Raw genomic sequence first — 17,512 nt, forward strand, 5'->3', positions numbered from 1 at the left:
GTCTTGTTATATTAATTAGTTATTTAATTCCACCTACTAATAATAAAACGCATTCCCCTCTTAAACCACAATCAAGACACGTATTAAAACTAGCACGTAAAATTCGACGAAAACACAGCAAAAGTCTAATACACCACCAACGCGCTTAATTTCACCATTAAGAAACCAGAATTGACCAGATAGAACAAAACAATTATCCACCTTCCAAACTCAAATTAGATATATCCATAAACCATGCGCCATAAGCCATTGATGTGAAAATTATTTTATGTCAATGTCGAGCCACACAATTGACGATTAACAATTGACACTGCAATAGCCCTCAAATAAAAATGTCAGTAAAGAACCCATTAAGTAGATCCCTCTTGCTTTAAAGGAATATTACTATGCATTTTCGCTCTGCCATTAGATATATTAGCATTGTCTTTTTTATCTCAGTTTTTAGCTTCGCTACTCATGCTAAGACATACCGACTTTCTCACAACGTATCTAACACCACTACGTGGCATCAGGGTGCTGAAAAATTTAATGAATTACTTTCAGAAGCTACTGAGGGTGATATGAAAGTCAGAATATTCCCCAACGCAGTACTGACTGGGGGTGACCAAATCAAGCAAGCTGAAATGCTAGGTGCAAACAAGATTGATTTTGTACTTAGCTCGCCGATTAATGTAACGCCACTTATTCCTGAGATGGCAGTTTTTGCACTCCCTTATTTATTTAGTGATTATCAGTCGGTAGACAGCGCACTAAACGGTCCTGGTGTAAAGAAAATAGAGGAAATAGCACTCGAAAAGAACATTATTATTTTAGCTTGGGGTGAAAATGGTTTTCGTGAGCTCACCAACAGTGTCAAGCCGATCACGTCACCAGACGATTTAAAAGGCATGTCGGTACGAGTAGCCGGCCCTATGTACATTGATGTATTTAACGATTTAGGAGCCAACCCACAACAGATGCAATGGGCAGAGACATTCCCTGCACTTCAGCAAGGAGTGGTTGATGGGCAAGAGAATCCAGTTGGTGCCATCATCGTACCTCAACGACTCTACGAGATTCAAAGCAACCTTACCCTATGGCACTATTCTTACGACCCTATTTTCCTCGCAGTGAGTCGTAAAGTGTGGGATAGCCTAGACAGTGAAACTCAAGGAAAAGTAGCGAACGCCGCCAAAGAGGCCATGCAGTACCAAGTTGATATCTCTCGCCAAAAAACAGCTGACGGCGTTCAGATCCTACGCGACAACAATATGAATGTGATTGAGTTAACGCCTGAGCAACTCGACGCGTTTCGACAACAAACCAAGCCATCTTACAACAAGTGGAAAGATCGCATTGGCAAAGACGTCGTTGATTTATTCGAGGGCTAACGCCATCTCGAAACAAGCTTATCTAAGATTAGACATCTACACATAAAAGAACTTAAGTACCAATGGCAAAACTGTTAAACAAAACTTGGGATAACCTTGAAGAAGTGATATGCGTCGCTATCTTCGTGATTATGCTTCTTCTTGGCTTCTCTAATGTTGTGGTGAGGACGGTGACGAACTACTCCCTCGCCTCAACACAAGAAGTAGTCATCAACGGCATGGTGGCTCTGACTCTTTACGGTACCGCAATAGCGATTAAACGCAGCCAGTTGCTCTCTGTCGGCTTTCTTATCGACAACGTAAAGCCAAAGGTGCGCAAAGTACTTCACGTATTTATCTCGCTGGTCATTATCGTGACGTTAGTTGTCATTTTATACTACATGATCGACTTGCTCTCTAACCAATACCAATCGCAGATACTTTCGAGTGCTCTTCAGATTAAAGCTTGGTATTACACCTCTATTTTACCGCTTGCCTTCATTCTCATGATCATCAGGCAGGTTGAATGTTTGGTCCTTCAGCTTAGGCGTCAATAGCTTTCATAAAGAAAGGTGGTATTTATGGATATCTCAACTGGAAGCCAGATGATAATGCTGTTCTTCGCACTGATCATTTTGGGTGTACCGGTCGCATTTTGTTTGGCGCTATCTTCATTGTTTGCAATGTGGCAAATGGACTTCGGGCTTGACATGGTTGCCGACCTAGTCATAGCTAGTAGCTCCAAATATACCCTATTAGCAATCCCGTTTTTCATACTCGCGGGCAACATAATGGGAATCAGCGGTATCGCAGAGCGAATGATTCGATTCTTTCGGGTTCTAGTCGAAAAGCTACCGGGAAATATGGGGTTAGTCGGTACCGTAGTGTGCCTATTTTGGGGTTCGGTCAGTGGTTCAGGACCAGCTTCCGTAGCGGCTATTGGGCCGTTGATCATTAAAGGAATGGTCGAAGATGGCTACAGCAAACCATTCGCAGCAGGGTTAGTCTCTACAGGTGCAGCTTTATCACTTATTATCCCACCATCAATCGGGTTGGTGATATACGGCGTTATCGCTGAGACATCAATCAGTGATCTCTTCTTGGCTACTATTGTTCCTGGAGTCATGCTCGGTGGCTTAATGCTGCTCACCTTACCACTGTCTCGCTTCTACCACTCGAGCGAAGCCAACGACGGCCCTGTGTCCTTTACTCACCAGCACTCCAATGAGCCATACTCAAAACGCCTGTGGCAGGCTTTTGCTCACGCCTTTTGGGGATTATTTACCCCGGTTTTAATTCTTGGCGGTATCTATGGCGGTATCTTTACGCCGACTGAAGCCGCAATTGTAGCGTCGGTATATGCATTGATGGTTGGTGGTCTTATCTATCGAACAATCAACCTTAAGCAGACCTTTGTTGCATTCGGCCATTCTGCTTGCTCCTCCGCGGTCGTTATGATTGTGGTCGCATTCGCGGGACTGTTCGGTTGGGTAATTGAAATAGACGGCTTGGTGGTCGAGTACTCTGAAGTTCTCATTACTCTTAGCGATCATCCGCAAATCATTCTGTTTGTTATTTTAGCGATTTTACTTACCGCCGGGATGTTTATGGATGCGGTAACCATCATGTACATCACGCTGCCGATATTCCTACCAGTAATCCGTGCGTTAGGTATCGATTTGACTTGGTTTGGCGTATTGTTAATGACCGCGCTGTCGATCGGCCTTATTACACCTCCAGTGGGTATCAACTTATTTGTGGCAGCTAATATCACCCACTGCTCGCTTGGATCGATCGCTAAAGGGGTTATGCCTTTCTTGTTGGTATCGATTCTCGGCCTATGTCTGTTGGTTTGGTTTCCGCAGATTTCGCTGTTCATGCTGTGAACGGTATCTACTTATGGTTTGACTTTATCTTTTTTGTCAGCGCACTGCTCTGGATAGTTCATCGCACACAACTAGTGCAAAATGATCAATCTGGCAGTGTGTTGAAGTTAATATCAACGGAAGCCAATGCAGACGCTCAGCCCTTGCCTCAATGATCGAATACTGCCCTTCGACTTCATGCTCGGATAAACCTTCAAATCTACGCTAAACCATACAAATGGTATGGATAATGCATTGCTACTCGTAGTTCTATTTTTTGGGGGTGCAATATGAGAATTGCTATCATAGGTGCAGGTGCTATGGGCTGTTTGTACGGCGCTTACTTAAGCAGACATCACGATGTGTGGATGGTCGATATTCAGAATGAGCAAATCAATGCGATTAACCAATTTGGTATTGTTGTCGAAGATTCAAATGGAGAAGTCTCAACCTACCCTAACCTCAAGGCCTGTCTATCGGGCCAATGCAACCAAGATGTGGATTTGGTTATCCTCTTTGTAAAATCAACCTACACCGAGGGTGCTTTAGAACAGAATAAGAAACTATTCAACGCTGACACCATTGTGGTCACACTCCAAAATGGCGCTGGCAATGACCGTAAGTTGGAAAAGTACGTCTCGAAGCACAACATCATCATTGGCACGAGTAAACACAATGCCGTAAACCAAGGTCGAGGAACTATCAGACATGCAGGAGCGGGTTTAACAACAATTGGCAGTAACCATAGCGAAGAACAGGTCGTCAATGTCGTTGAACACCTTTTTGACTCTTCAGGCATTCGTGTAGAAGTCGCTAAGGATATACAACGCATCATTTGGAGTAAGCTTCTGGTCAACCTGTCTGTCAATACGTTCACTGCCATCACTCAGACACCTATTGGCTACATGGTCGAAAACAAATATGCATGGGATTTTGCCAAAAGGCTAGTTTACGAAGCTATTGAAGTTGCAGAGGCGGATGGTACTTACTTTGATCGTAGAGAGGCATTAAGTATGGTGAAATCCGTTTGTGAGACCGCTAAAGACGGATATTCATCAATGTATCAAGACCGCCAACATCAAGTGAAAATGGAAATCGATGCCATAAACGGTGCAATCGTTGAACAAGCCAAGCTCTACGGTGTACCAACCCCCTACAACACGCTGATTGTTGACCTCATTCACGCTATCGAAGGGGCCTACGATTTTTATGACTAACTCATTAATTAGGACTAGTCGTTACCACTAATTTCAGTCAGTTGAACAATTGGCCTACTATCATCGCCTAAATATCATCGCCTAAATATCCCCGCCTATCAGTTAACCAAAATCAGGTTTTACTCATTTTTTCATTCAACATAGTCGCCTCATCGCATCCAAAAAAATTTTATTATAAATTTCTTGGCCTTACCTCCCTAACCTATTAGATACCGTCTATATTTCTCTAAAGGAAACCTTTGTATTATCAAGGACGATGAATAGCAAAGCGCGATTTGCCACCAAAGTGGCGCTAAGTCTTACTCTCGCCTATCTCATACCTTTTGCTATGGGATGGCCACAAGCTTCTACTGCGGCGACAACCGTTATGCTTATTGCATCGACGGGGAGTCAACGTGAATCATTCGAAAAAGGAACGCTTAGGGTACTTGGAACTATAGTGGGCGCTGTGGTGGGCCTCGTCTTAGTTGGTGCTTTTGCACAAGACCGTTTTCTGTATATGTTTAGCGTTTCTATTGTGGTCTCGTTTATTTTCTATTTCCGAAACGCTTATCAAAGTGACCCTACTCTACTCATGCTCACGGCAGTAATGACCTTGATGATGTCCAACGGCGGCGATGCCGAAGGTGCCTTTCTGTATGGCGTTGATAGAGCGTATATGACGGTATTTGGCGTGGTAACTTATACCTTGGTGGGTGTCTATCTTTTCCCAAGCAAAGCCGAGCAAAACCTATCGGCACTATTAAAAGAGACGCTGTCAATTCAGCAGCAAACCTTTACCAAAATCTCGGAATCACTCCCGGGGATGATCAAGCCCGAGACTTCCGCTGCGACAGATGCGTCTTCCAGTGACAATGAAACTGAACATGAGCCTACCGAAGAAGCGAGCCCTTCACTTGATGAGCTTATTGAAAAGCTATTTGCCGCTCAAAACACACTTGAACAGCGTTTCAGTGTGGTCAAAAAAGAAAGCAGTGAGATCGCGGCTTATCTTCAAGAATGGAGGCTAGTGATTCACCATAGTCAGAAGATAACGCAGCTACTCGCCACTGCCTCTAATGCACGCTTTAACCACAATGACACGGAAAATTACCTCTCTGATTTTCCCGTTTTCATTGAACAAATCGATCACCTTTTGCAGCAAAGCCAACAGTTTTTAGTTTCACCGGAAACCGGAGAGACCTTCCGATTCAGTGAGAATAAATTAAAGGCTAATGAAGAAAAACTATCTGGCAGCGACCACCTGACGCGAGCCTCTGTCTTAACGTTAGGCTACCTGCTAAATCGACTCTACGATAACGCCAGCAAACTTGCTGAAACGATAAGCTGTATTGACTCCATCACTAAGACAGTCTCTTTTAAAGAGCAACTCGCACCCTCTCAAAGTGCTTTTTTATGGTGGGATGCAGAGAACTTTAAAACAGCCATTAAGGTGTTTGTCACTTATTGGGTCGCAGGTGGGCTTTGGATTGCGTTCAACCCTCCTGGTGGTTATAGCTTTGTTATCTTCTCGACGATTTTTATGGCGGTGCTCTCTTTTATGCCGCTGCACCCCAAAGCACTTGGATTTCTGTTTACTTTTGGTTTTCTGTTTGCCATTCCAGCCTATGTGTTTATCTTGCCGCAGTTAGAGCTCGGTGTAGAGTTAGCGCTGTTCTTATTTATCTACACCTTTGTTGGCTTTTATCTGTTCAAAGGACCTATCACCATCTTCTTTATGCTAGGGATGTTTGTGCTAGGCATAGACAACACCATGACCTATCACTTTGGCATCATTCTAACCGTCATGACGCTGTTCTACCTTGTGGTGCTGATGATTGTTTTTTCTCACTACTTCCCGTTTTCCAGCAAGGCAGAACATCTTTTCTTGGCCGTCCGACAGCGACTATTCTTCCACCTATATCGCTTGCTACTAACAATGCAGAACCTTAAACCTACTTGGTTGACGCGCATAACGCTCACACTGCATCTGAAAACCGCCAATGTGGCGTCCAAAAAGCTTTTGCTGTGGGCAAGTAAGATCGATGTCAGTTATTTCAACAACAACACTCAAGAGCAACTAGTTCTCTATGCCAAACGCTGTGGGGTGTTAATGGGACACGCCAACAATCTGGTCGCGGCACAAACAATCCTGAAAAATAACTCATTGATTACTAAGCTTAGAGAGACGCATATCGACACCGTTCTACCTAGCTTGGTAGAAGTTCATAGCAAGGCGAAGCCAGATAGTGGTGACCATTTTGACCACGCTGAACAAGAGTACACAAAAGCCGAACAAGCACTGGAAGCTTTCTTTGAGTCGCTCGATTTGGACCAGGTAAACAAAACTGACATCGCAGGTTTTTATCTCTTTCTTCACCTAAAAAGAAACCTGTATGAGTCACTTAAAAATGTTGAGGAAGCCAGTCAAGGTATCGATCTGGACAATCTCAAGATGCATCGATTTTAGGGATAAAATAATGATGACTCATCGGCTAATAATAGCCTCTTTCACAACACTGATAATGACTGCCTGCACGACGCTGGGTCCAGAGTTTGAGCCAGATAATAACGTCGCGCTACCTCAGTCATGGAGTGACAGTGATACGGCATTAAGCATGGCATCTACGGCAAACTGGTGGCAGCAGTTTAATGATCCGACACTTGATCAACTTGTCGAACGCGCGGCTAAACAAAATCTCGATGTTGAAGCTGCCGGACTGAGAATTTTGCAAGCGAGAGCTGTTCTTGGGATTGCTGATGGCTTGCGCTATCCACAGGTACAAACTGTTTCGGGTAATCTAGCAAGAGCTTATGTGAGTGAAAGTTCCTTTAATAATGCGGCACTGACTTTCGATGCAGGTTGGGAAATGGATGTCTGGGGTAAATACGCGCGCGGAATCGAAGCCGCCCAAGCCACTTATTACGCATCTATCGCATCCTACAACGACATACTCGTGACCATCACTTCCGAGGTTGCTCGAAACTACATTAACTATCGCTCGTTCCAAGAGCGCATGTTGCTCTCTGAGAGAAATATTGAGATTCAGGAGCGAGTGGTCAATATCACTCGCGTTCAATTCGAGTCAGGTAATGTCACCGAGCTCGATGTCCAACAAGCGCGAAACCAGCTATTTACCACCAAAGCCGCCCTGCCCGCTCTTGAAATAGCCATGCTACAAGCCAGAAACGCACTTGCCGTATTACTTGGCATACTGCCAGAGCAAGTGGACCCTTTGTTAGAAGATGGCATGACGCAAAGGCTTGCGGAGTATGAGCAACGTTTTCGTTCATCTGGGTCAAAGTCGCTGATCTCCGAGGATGAAGATGGCTCAATCGTACCTGAGGCGCCTGCCCTCAACTCAACGATTGATGCCAGTTTGGTCATGAGGCGCCCTGATCTCCAAGTCGCGCAGCTACAAGCTCACGCACAGAGTGCTCAGATTGGTGTCGCTGAAACGGCCCTTTATCCAAGCTTCTCACTATTTGGCTCTATCGGTATCGATAGTTCGGTGCCATCAGGTTCCAGCTTTAGCTTCAATGACTCGTTGACGCTCGTCGCTGGTCCTGCGTTTAGTTGGAACATTTTTCAATATGGTCGAGTAAAGAACAACATTCGCCTTGAAGATGCACGCTTCCAAGAAACGATGACCAACTACAACAAGAAAGTGCTTCAGGCAGTGCAAGAAGTCACTAATGCGATAGAAGCGTATGAGCTCTATGTAGAACAAAAAGCGCTACGGCTACAATCGGTTAACGCCTCTGTTCGAGCATTCAATATCTCCTTAACGCAATATGAGAACGGTCAAATCTCCTTCGAGCGTCTGCTGAACTCTGTCGAAAAGATGACGCGCAGCGAAGATAGCTACGCCCAAATAAAAGGCAATGTCGCCAATCAGGTCGTCGCCCTATACAAATCACTAGGTGGCGGCTGGCAAATTCAATCGGGTCAAGCGTTTGTCTCGCCCGATAATGTCCAAAAAATGCAAGATCGCACTGACTGGGGTACACAATTAGACGAGGAAAACACGGTACTCCCACCTCTTACCATCAGGACAGGAGCACCCGTCACGACGAACACCAATGAGGAGGGCCAATAAATGCCACATGAACTCGCTTGGGGCGACGTCTATTTCTCCCCCCTGTTACTCGTCGTGTGTATGGCTATTGTTGCCACTTGGATTACTGTCATCATCATGAACAAAACCAAGCTGGCGCGCTTTGTCGCGTTTCCATCACTCACTTTTCTCGCCATCGTCGTGATGTATGTAGTGGCGATCGATCATTTTATTCTCAGGTTTTAGGAGCCGCTTAAATGAAGAAGACTATTATCATCGTCCTAAACCTCATTCTCCTTGGTGGAGCCGCTTGGTTTGGATACCAAAAGTATCAAGACTATTTCAACAACCCATGGACCCGAGATGGCCAAGTTCGAGCCAACATTATTAAAGTGGCACCTCGTGTTTCGGGACCAATAGTCAATGTCGCCATAGTCGATAACCAAAGGGTGAACAAAGGTGACTTACTGTTTGAAATCGACCCAGAAACCTATCAAGTGGCGTTAGCCCAAGCAGAGGTCGCTCTTCAGCAGTCGATTATTAGCTCTAAAGGAAAAAAGATTGAGTACGACCGATTGCTCGATATTCGTAAAAAAGACAAAGGCGCAGTCTCACATAAAGACCTAATTAGACGAGAGATCTCCTATCAAGAGTCGCTTCTAAAAATCAAAGCGTCTGAAGAGAAGCTCAAATCAGCTAAGCTCAATCTGAGCTACACCAAAGTTGTCGCCTCTGTAGATGGTTTTGTTTCAAACCTCGACATACGAACCGGCACTCAAGCCGTGGCCAACCAACCCTTAGTAGCGCTCATTGATGAAAACAGCTTCTGGGTCTTCGGCTTCTTTAGAGAGAACCAACTCCCTCAGATTCAACCAGGAAGCGAGGCTCGAGTCACTTTAATGTCCCACCCTGACACGCCCATTGACGCGACGGTAGACTCAATTGGTTGGGGCATCGCACCTAAAGATGGCACGGTTGGGTACAACTTGCTGCCAAACGTTAATCCAGTATTCCAGTGGATCCGACTGGCTCAGCGTATTCCAGTTCGAATCTCTCTAAATGAACTTCCTGAAGGTGTGCACCTACGATTTGGGCTGTCAGCTTCTATCATGGTGATAGAGGAACAGGACGAATAATGTCATTGAGCAAGGACAGATAAAATGAAAGTGGGAAAACGGCTTGAAAACATCAATGAAGGAAACAACTTCTTCTATTTAACCGTTGCACTCGTCGCTCTACTCATCAGCTCGGGCCTCGCAGAAGTAGTGGGTAGCGGGTGGATAGATCGAGTGCTGCAGATATTTATTATCGTGGTCTTTATCGTCTGTTTTGCTAGCCTGCGCTTTGATAAGAACTGGTCACGACTTTTGAAAACTCTCGCAACATGCTGGGTTATCGCCACCTTAGTAAAACTGATCTTTGATATTCGTGAGATGGATGTCCTTATGCTCGCGCTCACCTTCAGCTTTTTCTTTGGCACCTTTAAGTCGACAGCAAAACAAGTGCTGTTCCATGGTGAAGTGAATACCAATAAAGTGGTGGGCTCAGTCGCATTATTTCTGCTACTCGGTCTAATGTGGGCTATCGTTTATTTAATAATCATTGAATATTCACCCAATGCATTTACTGGACTAGAAGCCATCTCATGGGGAGAAAATTTCTCAAACGCAGCCTATTTCAGTTTCGTAACATTAACAACCTTGGGCTATGGTGATATCAGCCCGATCAGTCCACTGGCACAAGTAGTGGTGTATTTAGAAGCGATCGTCGGCGTATTCTATATGGCCATCGTCGTATCGAGTTTAGTCAGTGCAAATTTGGAACACAGGGAAAAAAACAATGGATAGACAAACCGAACAACGTCAAAGCAAGCTCTTTGTCAATAATATGGTGGAGTCGGCCATTCGGATCGGCTTACTCGTTCTTTTACTCAGTTTTACCTACGACATTATTAAGCCGTTTATTATCCCAGTGCTTTGGGGGGCCATTATTGCCGTTGCATTGTTACCTTTAACGAAAAAGCTTGAACGTTCATTAGGAGGTAAACGCGGTCTAGCCTCAACGCTTGTTGCATTGATTGGTATTTCAGTGTTAGTTATTCCGTTTGTGTTGGTTTCTGGGTCAATCTATGACGGTGTCGCACATACAACAGAAGTTCTTCAGGGCGGTGAAATAAAGATCCCAGGTCCCACTGCGAAAGTTGCCGAGATACCAATTATTGGCGACAAGCTATATAGCATTTGGAACTTGTTCGCGACCAACCTCGAAAAAGGCATTCAGCAATTCTTACCTGAAATAAAAGGCTTCCTTGGTACCATCGCCTCAATTCTTGGCGGCGCACTAACAAGTTTGATCATGTTTATTATTTCACTCGCAATCGCTGGCGGCTTTATGGCGCACGCAGAGAAAATATCGGGGGCACTCGAAACCGTTGCTGTACGAGCGGTGGGTAAAAAGGCCGAACAGTGGGCGAACCTGATGGCAGCGACGATTCGTAGTGTGTTACTTGGTGTGGTAGGTGTCGCCTTTATCCAATCTGCAATCATCGGCGCGGCGATGTTTGTGTTCCAAGTGCCTGCCGCAGGTTTGCTGACACTAGCAACACTCATCCTATGTATCGCGCAACTTCCAGCCCTACTGATTGTTGCCCCAGTCATTTTCTATGTGTATTCCACAGGCGATGGCACCAGTACAACTATCTTCACGATTTGGGCATTAGCAGGTGGCCTGTCGGATAACTTCCTCAAACCAATGTTAATGGGACGAGGTGTCGATGTTCCAATGCCAATCATCCTAATTGGTGCTATTGGCGGCATGTTGTTTGCTGGGATCATCGGTTTGTTCTTAGGTGCTATTGTTCTAGCAATTTGGTACGAATTGTTCTTGTTCTGGATAAACTACGAATCGCAGAGTGAACTTTCAGAAAAGCCAGAGCAAGCCGAAAGCGCTGAGGACTACAGGATATAATCTTACGGTTTAGCGGAGTCGTTCTCCGCTAAACCTCTCTTCCGCTGCAACTGATATTTTTCAGCCAAAATGCGCTTGTGTTGATAGATGTCGATGAGCTCTTGTTGCGTCTTCCCTTCGTTATCGAAAAACAGCGCTCCTTGATCTGCCAATAACGTGAAGTGCTGAGCGATCATCTCGAGAACTGCCTCTGCACGCTTCATTGTCATTGGAGTACAACTCTTACCATGAAGGTCATCTTCTATATCTAAAACGTGGGATCGAAACATCTCAACGAGGTAAAGCTGTTCCAACAAAGCTCGGTCGTCCAGTGCCTGTTAATATCTATTTCTCAATGATTCCGTTAGCGCTATGACCTCATCGCTCCCGTTCTCTTTCTTCAGCCAAGCTAGTTTTGCTTCAAGGGCAATGTAGGCAGCTTGCTTAACCGTTCGAAAGACACTTATCCGGTCTTGATCATTCCCACTGTATTCCAGTACCCAACCAGAAAAAAACCGTGTCTCAAAGCGCTCACAAAACTGAAATAGAGGCGCATTAATACCATCGCTATTAAACTCATGACGCGGCTCAAATGGGTACATGTAACCAAAATCAAAAAGCTTGAGCTGGTTGTTATCGTCTAGCAGCAAGTTACCCGAACACAAATCCCATTCGAAGAGCCCTGCTTGCTCACACGAGGCTAATGTAGAGAATAAGTCGCTAAGGAGCTTTGGCGTAGGTTCAAAAGGAGTGCCTTCAATCCACTCAGATAAGATAATCCCGATCCGATAGTTCGCGTAGACTGTCTCAACGATACAGCGAAAATCATCCGCGGTAGTAGGATCGGTTTTAAGTTTGTGAAAGTCTGCACGGCGCTGGACTTCATTTAGGAAAGAGTATTCACCATCAAGGTTCTGCACTCTGGCTATGGGGCGTTTTTTCTTGAGCGTATAATCTTTACCGTCAATACGTATGTGAAATACTTCAGCGGTGAGCCCACTATCAAACGATTCTACGACATAATCTGAATCTGAAGTCGTTTGTGCCAACTCGCTCGGAGAGATAGGGCAATGACGTTTGTCACCGACAATGAGTGGCTTTTCGCTTTTTTCAAATAGTTGCTGTGCTCTCTGACGCTGATTCATTCCCTTGCCTCCGTTCACCTATGAGTGTCTTACCATACACGTACCTTGAACAGTTCATATCATCCTCAGGTGACCCAATGGGGGCTTAGTAAAAGGTAGTGCAACAGTACGCCTTCACCAACGTACAAATCATGTATACTTGGTTGCTCCCTTAACTCACCCAGTGCCTAAAGCAACAGCTCAACAACAAAGCCGAGGCCCGAATTGCAACTGACTAACTTCAAGTACCGTACACGAAAAGGTCCCGACTATCGTCACGGAGATCAGATCTCTTTTTTGGATATCAAAGAGACATTTGGTATCGGCAGTATTCGTGTCGGTAAATGGGTAAACAATGAAGAGAAAGATCTTGCTGCCAACCTTATCTTCGATTCATTGGCGGACCTTGCGTTCTTTTTAGCTCTACCTTCAAAGGCGATCGGTTTACGTGGCAACTTGAACCTTGCATATGGAACTGGGGGAAGAAAGGGCGTTCAAGCACACTATGCGCCAAATCAAAGAGAATTAGCCTTAGCAAAGAACGCGGGAGCGGGAGCACTGGCCCACGAATTTTGGCACGCCTATGACCATTACATTGCCGAGAAAGCCTTTGATATTGGCGATCGTTCCGGTCCACAAAAGCGCATTCTATTCGCAAGTGATTGCTGGCTCGCAAATACGACACCCTTCCCTCATCTCTTGAATAATAGATTGATGAAGGTATTTGATTCGGTACTTCTTAGTAGTGATGGGCAAGACAGACATGACTACGTGTCACGAAGTGTGAAAGCAGACAAAGCGGTTGGAACGCATTACTTTTCACAGCCGACCGAAATGATGGCACGTGCGTTTGAGGCAGTGGTCGAGTCTTGTTCAGGCATAGAAAACGCGTATCTAGTCTCTGGTACCACGCATCCCGATAACATTCATATTTACCCTGATGTCGCCCATCGACACATTATCAGCGAGGCACTAAAAGCCTACTTTCACCCACTCGGAGAAGCGCTGAGCCGTTAGATACAACAACGCTGGCTATTTTTTATAACTGTAACGACCAAAAATAACGTCCTCACGATGGTCAAGCCATAACTCCTGCTTTTCCATTACCTTTGAAAACATCGGGCTCTGCAGATAATTATTAAGCCATGTGCGCAGCTTCGGATAAGGCGCATCCCTGAACCATTGCTTATCAATGCGGGCAAATTTGCGCAAAAACGGCACCAACGCAATATCAACAAGACTCTCTTTCTCTCCGAACAGAAAAGTGTGCTGAGACAATCGCGATTCAAGCAAAGCAAGTTGCACTTCACAGTCTTTCCTTAGTGATAACATGTTGGTTTCATGGTAACGCTTCGCACATCCAAACGCGTTTAGTGCAGGGTCGAAATCATGTTCAAAGCTTTCGATTGTTGAGAGCATTCGCTCCAGTGCATAGCTATCTTCTGAATACAACAAGTTGTTTGGGTCGCTCTGTCTCAGCGCCCAAACCATAATGTCTAAACTCTGTTCAATGGCTGGCGTGTTATCTTCGAAAGTCAATACTGGGACGGTTCCTTTTGGAGACACTTCTAGCATCTCAACAGGTTTGTTATCGAGTTTTATTGCTCGGATACGTACCTGTAGTTGAGCCTTCACAATGGCTAAACGAGCTCGTATTGCGAACGGACAGTTGTGTAGCGAATATAAAATAGGGCGTATTTCATTGTCCATTGCCAATCGTTCCTGCACTCGTTGATTTGGAGACGAATAACTCGCTTTTATTCATCCGGCTCTTTGGTATTTCTATCGACGTAAGGCCAATAGTGATGCCCCGCGCGAATAATCAAGGTTGCTGCCGCCAAAATGAATGCCGCAACAGATAACCATACGACGAGCGTAGCATCCATCTCTTTCATTCCTAGCGTGATGTATCGAGCAATTGCCATCATAGCAATGTAGATCGGGTAGCGTACGGGTATCTTACCGTTGACCACAAACTGCTGAACCATGGCGAGTACTTCTAGGTAGATAAACATGAGAAGAATATCGGTCAGTAGCACTCTTCGCTCAGTAAAGACGTGCATAAACTCTTCGGCCATGGCGTAGATGGTCGCCAATGTAATGGCGACAAGCAGCACAGCCTCTAATACATGGAATATTTTTAGAAATGGCTTACTAAACGATTTTGGTAAATGAGAAGGCATAACACTTTAATAAGTTATTGTTAGTTATGTTGTTACTCTAGCACATTTTTATTTCGCCAATGAACCGCTAACGCAACGCATTAGGGAAGCTGATGGCCAAATATCAGCTTGATATCAGGATGCTGTGTTGCGAACATTTTAATAGAAGCGAGGGTTTCTGCGGCTTGCTCACGTAATTCGCCACTTAGCGCTGCCGGTGCATAGTTATTGTCATAGGCATAGCCGAAGTGGCTGGCGTCGCCGACAACAAACTTGATACCTTGTGTCGTGTTGAGTAAGTAGGAAGTATGCCCCTTGGTATGCCCTGGCGTCGATACCGCCCAAACGGCGCCATCTCCAAACACATCAACCACACTTGTAAATGGCGCTATCTTAAAGCCTTTCGTGAAGTCTATGCCGTGCCAATCATAATCCTCAGTAAAGAGCGCAGTATTTGAGAGCCTAGCAATGAAGTCATACTCTTTTTCATCGGCAATGACGGAAGTGCCCGTCGGCAGGTCGCTTATTCCAGAGGAGTGGTCAGGGTGAAAATGAGTGATCATCACACCGTTTATTCGACCAACTTTGTAGTTTAGTTGAAGCTCTAGGGACTTCTCCAAGCTGTTTTCAATACCTGAAAGCGAGGCAATGGTTCGCATCAGCCAGTTATAGTTGCCCCTACTATTATTTTTGAACGACTTGGAAAACCCCGCATCGACGAGATACTCGCCATAGACAGGGTGGCGAATCCAGTGACTCAGTACCGGTAGTGCGGCATGGCGTTGCGGATAAGAATCAGGGGCGCCCTGCATTAGCAGATTACGGTCCATAACAATTCTACCTACCTGAAGTAGTTTGTAGTCGACCACCGCCGCACCTGATAGAGCCGTTTTCCAGTCGGAGAACTGAACTGGCTTGTTTTGCTCTATGGATTTGATCTCTGCGGGGTAACCTGTAAGCCTGTATACATAGCTTGTCAATGTAACAAGTACAATGGCCAAAAGAGCAAATAGTCCTTTTAAAATCTTCATAATCCCTCTTATCTTGATGATGTTTTTTCGGGAGTATAAAGTTTGACGTATACGTCAGAGTCAACAGCTATTATCGATTCTATGTTGAACATCCAACTCTAGCTTATTCAGTCTCTCCAATAATCTTTGTTTCTGAACAATCTCTTGTGACAAGGTCACTTTCTTCTCTGCAATCACCTTTAAGCTCGCTTTGCAGCGCTCGCCTTTTGGTGCATCGAAAAACTGAATGAGCTCACCGATTTCGGCTAAGGTCAAACCGATCTGCTTACAACGACCTATAAAGACCATACGCAAATGAGCGTCCTCATTAAAGACTCGATAGCGCCCTTCCCTCTCTTGCGTCGGGAGTAATCCAATAGACTCATAATGACGAAGTGTTCGCTCGCTCACCTCATGTTGTTTTGCAAAAGTGCCTATACGCATAAATCTTTTCTCGGTTGGTTTCATTGCGGATCACTATATTTCTGCTCTGCACCCCTGCTCTATTTGCGCGGTAAAACTGCGATCAAGTTACCATTTATAATGAAAACGTCAGAGAAACCTCGAATAGCAGCAAATATTTCCTAGATTGTTTGCACGTGGCATCTATCGAGACTTTAAACATGAGTGAAAATCAAAGACAACACTATCGCCTAAATTATCCGACGCCTGAGCGGCCAACACTAAATCTGTCTAAGCAAAGCTTTGAGGTGTTACAAATCGCAGAAAGTAGCATCGTCATTTCGATTGCTGAAAACCGGCTCAACAGTGAGTATATATTTCAGGGTGAAATCTCATTTAATGACGGGACCAGTGACACGATCGCCGGAACGATATTAAAAGATAGCGATGAACAGGCGGTGATTAGCCTGACCGAAACCTTGTCGTTTAAAAGGCTTATGTCTGAGCAGCGGAGAATAAAGGTCAAGTATCCCGCCTTTGACTTTAGCTAAATTCGATAAACCGCTAGTGATGCCACGTATAAAAAAAGCAGTATCGAGAAACCTGAAAAGGAGCCTCAGATACTGCTTAAATGACCTCTTAATAGAGGCTTACCGAGTGTTCATTTCCCAACAACTAAAGTGATGAGAAAACAGACACAGGCAACGACTAATAGTGTTAGTTCTTTTCTACGCATAGGCTCTCCTTGGTTAGACAATAATAAAACTGCTAAGTCTCACAGTGAGGTAGAGAGCGAACCTTTATCGCGAGACGATTACTTCTTTTTTCGCCACATTTTGTAGCCATTCCAATACATGCTTTTGCTCAGCAAATGAGCGGCAACCGGTGCGGTTAGCAAGATAAACAGCATGGTGCCAAGTACACGGGAAACCACGGTAATATCTGGCATTCCAAACGCAACTGCCGCAAGCAGTGCTGTCAGCCCCATAGTGTTAGCCTTGGTCGATGCGTGCATTCGGGTGTAGAGATCGGGCATACGCAATACCCCAATGCTCGCCACCAACACAAAAAACGTACCGATACAGAGTAAGAGTCCAGTGATGAACGTCATGACTTACCTCCTTGCTCTAAGCTTTCGTGGTTTTCTGACTCACTCTGTTGCTGGTTGCGCTTGGCAATAAAGCCTGCAAAAGCGATGGTTCCTAAGAAAGCGACTAAGCCAAGGGTGATCGCCACATCGAGTAGCGATTTTTGACCACTCGCCAAGGTGTGTACCGCGATAAATCCAACCGTAATAAAAGCGATAAGATCGAGCGCGACCACACGGTCCGCAAGCGTGGGACCTTTAATCAAGCGAATAAAGACCAGCACTAGGCTGAGCAGCATCCCGACGTAAGCAA

18 protein-coding genes and 1 pseudogene are annotated in these 17,512 nt (G+C 45.1%); 12 read left to right on the top strand and 7 right to left on the bottom strand.

Features of this window, described 5'->3' with window-relative positions:
* Positions 1 to 386: 386 nt before the first annotated feature.
* From AC6I8U_RS09965 to AC6I8U_RS10010, 10 genes are all read left to right on the top strand, one after another.
* On the top strand, positions 387 to 1,370 hold the full coding sequence (locus tag AC6I8U_RS09965) for a DctP family TRAP transporter solute-binding subunit (RefSeq protein ID WP_498016750.1): 984 nt from the start codon (positions 387 to 389) through the stop codon (positions 1,368 to 1,370).
* 62 nt (positions 1,371 to 1,432) lie between these two features.
* A complete protein-coding gene (locus AC6I8U_RS09970) occupies positions 1,433 to 1,906 on the top strand; it encodes a TRAP transporter small permease (RefSeq protein WP_498016751.1) in 474 nt (157 codons plus the stop codon).
* 24 nt (positions 1,907 to 1,930) lie between these two features.
* Positions 1,931 to 3,235, top strand: coding sequence for a TRAP transporter large permease (locus AC6I8U_RS09975; protein ID WP_498016752.1), 1,305 nt, complete (start codon positions 1,931 to 1,933; stop codon positions 3,233 to 3,235).
* 269 nt (positions 3,236 to 3,504) lie between these two features.
* Complete coding sequence (locus AC6I8U_RS09980) at positions 3,505 to 4,431, top strand: ketopantoate reductase family protein (RefSeq protein WP_498016753.1); 927 nt, start codon at positions 3,505 to 3,507, stop codon at positions 4,429 to 4,431.
* 256 nt (positions 4,432 to 4,687) lie between these two features.
* Positions 4,688 to 6,880 carry an FUSC family protein gene (locus AC6I8U_RS09985; protein WP_498016754.1) on the top strand — a complete coding sequence of 731 codons (2,193 nt, stop codon included), beginning with the start codon at positions 4,688 to 4,690 and terminating at the stop codon, positions 6,878 to 6,880.
* 10 nt (positions 6,881 to 6,890) lie between these two features.
* Positions 6,891 to 8,510 carry a TolC family protein gene (locus tag AC6I8U_RS09990; protein ID WP_498016755.1) on the top strand — a complete coding sequence of 540 codons (1,620 nt, stop codon included), beginning with the start codon at positions 6,891 to 6,893 and terminating at the stop codon, positions 8,508 to 8,510.
* Positions 8,511 to 8,714, top strand: a complete 204-nt coding sequence (locus AC6I8U_RS09995) for a DUF1656 domain-containing protein (protein ID WP_394151924.1) — start codon at positions 8,511 to 8,513, stop codon at positions 8,712 to 8,714.
* A gap of 11 nt (positions 8,715 to 8,725) precedes the next feature.
* Positions 8,726 to 9,604, top strand: coding sequence for an HlyD family secretion protein (locus AC6I8U_RS10000; protein ID WP_498016756.1), 879 nt, complete (start codon positions 8,726 to 8,728; stop codon positions 9,602 to 9,604).
* Positions 9,605 to 9,628: 24 nt separating this feature from the next.
* Positions 9,629 to 10,315 (top strand): potassium channel family protein, encoded by a 687-nt coding sequence (locus AC6I8U_RS10005; protein WP_042477341.1) that lies wholly within the window; start codon positions 9,629 to 9,631, stop codon positions 10,313 to 10,315.
* Entirely contained in the window at positions 10,308 to 11,435 is a 1,128-nt protein-coding gene (locus tag AC6I8U_RS10010; RefSeq protein WP_498016757.1) for an AI-2E family transporter, read from the top strand. The genes AC6I8U_RS10005 and AC6I8U_RS10010 overlap by 8 nt, the downstream gene beginning before the upstream one ends.
* Positions 11,436 to 11,437: 2 nt before the next feature.
* Here AC6I8U_RS10010 and AC6I8U_RS10015 read toward each other — a convergent pair.
* Positions 11,438 to 12,559, bottom strand: a pseudogene (locus tag AC6I8U_RS10015) (protein kinase family protein).
* Between the two features lie 204 nt (positions 12,560 to 12,763).
* Here AC6I8U_RS10015 and AC6I8U_RS10020 point away from each other — a divergent pair.
* Complete coding sequence (locus AC6I8U_RS10020) at positions 12,764 to 13,555, top strand: CLCA_X family protein (protein WP_498016758.1); 792 nt, start codon at positions 12,764 to 12,766, stop codon at positions 13,553 to 13,555.
* A 15-nt stretch (positions 13,556 to 13,570) separates the two neighbouring features.
* Here AC6I8U_RS10020 and AC6I8U_RS10025 read toward each other — a convergent pair whose 3' ends face one another.
* From AC6I8U_RS10025 to AC6I8U_RS10040, 4 genes are all read right to left on the bottom strand, one after another.
* A complete protein-coding gene (locus tag AC6I8U_RS10025) occupies positions 13,571 to 14,248 on the bottom strand; it encodes a glutathione S-transferase (RefSeq protein ID WP_498016759.1) in 678 nt (225 codons plus the stop codon).
* 47 nt (positions 14,249 to 14,295) lie between these two features.
* Positions 14,296 to 14,721: a phosphate-starvation-inducible protein PsiE gene (locus tag AC6I8U_RS10030; protein ID WP_498016760.1), complete on the bottom strand. Its 426-nt coding sequence runs from the start codon at positions 14,719 to 14,721 to the stop codon at positions 14,296 to 14,298.
* Positions 14,722 to 14,801: 80 nt separating this feature from the next.
* On the bottom strand, positions 14,802 to 15,731 hold the full coding sequence (locus AC6I8U_RS10035; RefSeq protein WP_498016761.1) for an MBL fold metallo-hydrolase: 930 nt from the start codon (positions 15,729 to 15,731) through the stop codon (positions 14,802 to 14,804).
* Between the two features lie 60 nt (positions 15,732 to 15,791).
* A complete protein-coding gene (locus tag AC6I8U_RS10040) occupies positions 15,792 to 16,154 on the bottom strand; it encodes a MerR family transcriptional regulator (RefSeq protein WP_498016762.1) in 363 nt (120 codons plus the stop codon).
* Between the two features lie 179 nt (positions 16,155 to 16,333).
* Between AC6I8U_RS10040 and AC6I8U_RS10045 the strand changes: the two genes are divergently transcribed.
* Positions 16,334 to 16,663: a hypothetical protein gene (locus AC6I8U_RS10045; protein ID WP_498016763.1), complete on the top strand. Its 330-nt coding sequence runs from the start codon at positions 16,334 to 16,336 to the stop codon at positions 16,661 to 16,663.
* Between the two features lie 263 nt (positions 16,664 to 16,926).
* On the opposite strand, the gene mnhG is transcribed toward AC6I8U_RS10045, so the two are convergent.
* Both mnhG and AC6I8U_RS10055 read right to left on the bottom strand, forming a co-directional pair.
* A complete protein-coding gene (gene mnhG / locus AC6I8U_RS10050) occupies positions 16,927 to 17,223 on the bottom strand; it encodes a monovalent cation/H(+) antiporter subunit G (protein ID WP_128650048.1) in 297 nt (98 codons plus the stop codon).
* On the bottom strand, positions 17,220 to 17,498 hold the full coding sequence (locus AC6I8U_RS10055) for a cation:proton antiporter (protein WP_498018351.1): 279 nt from the start codon (positions 17,496 to 17,498) through the stop codon (positions 17,220 to 17,222). The genes mnhG and AC6I8U_RS10055 overlap by 4 nt, the downstream gene beginning before the upstream one ends.
* Between the last annotated feature and the right edge of the window lie 14 nt (positions 17,499 to 17,512).

It is taken from the genome of Vibrio sp. KUL80 (assembly GCF_059725495.1).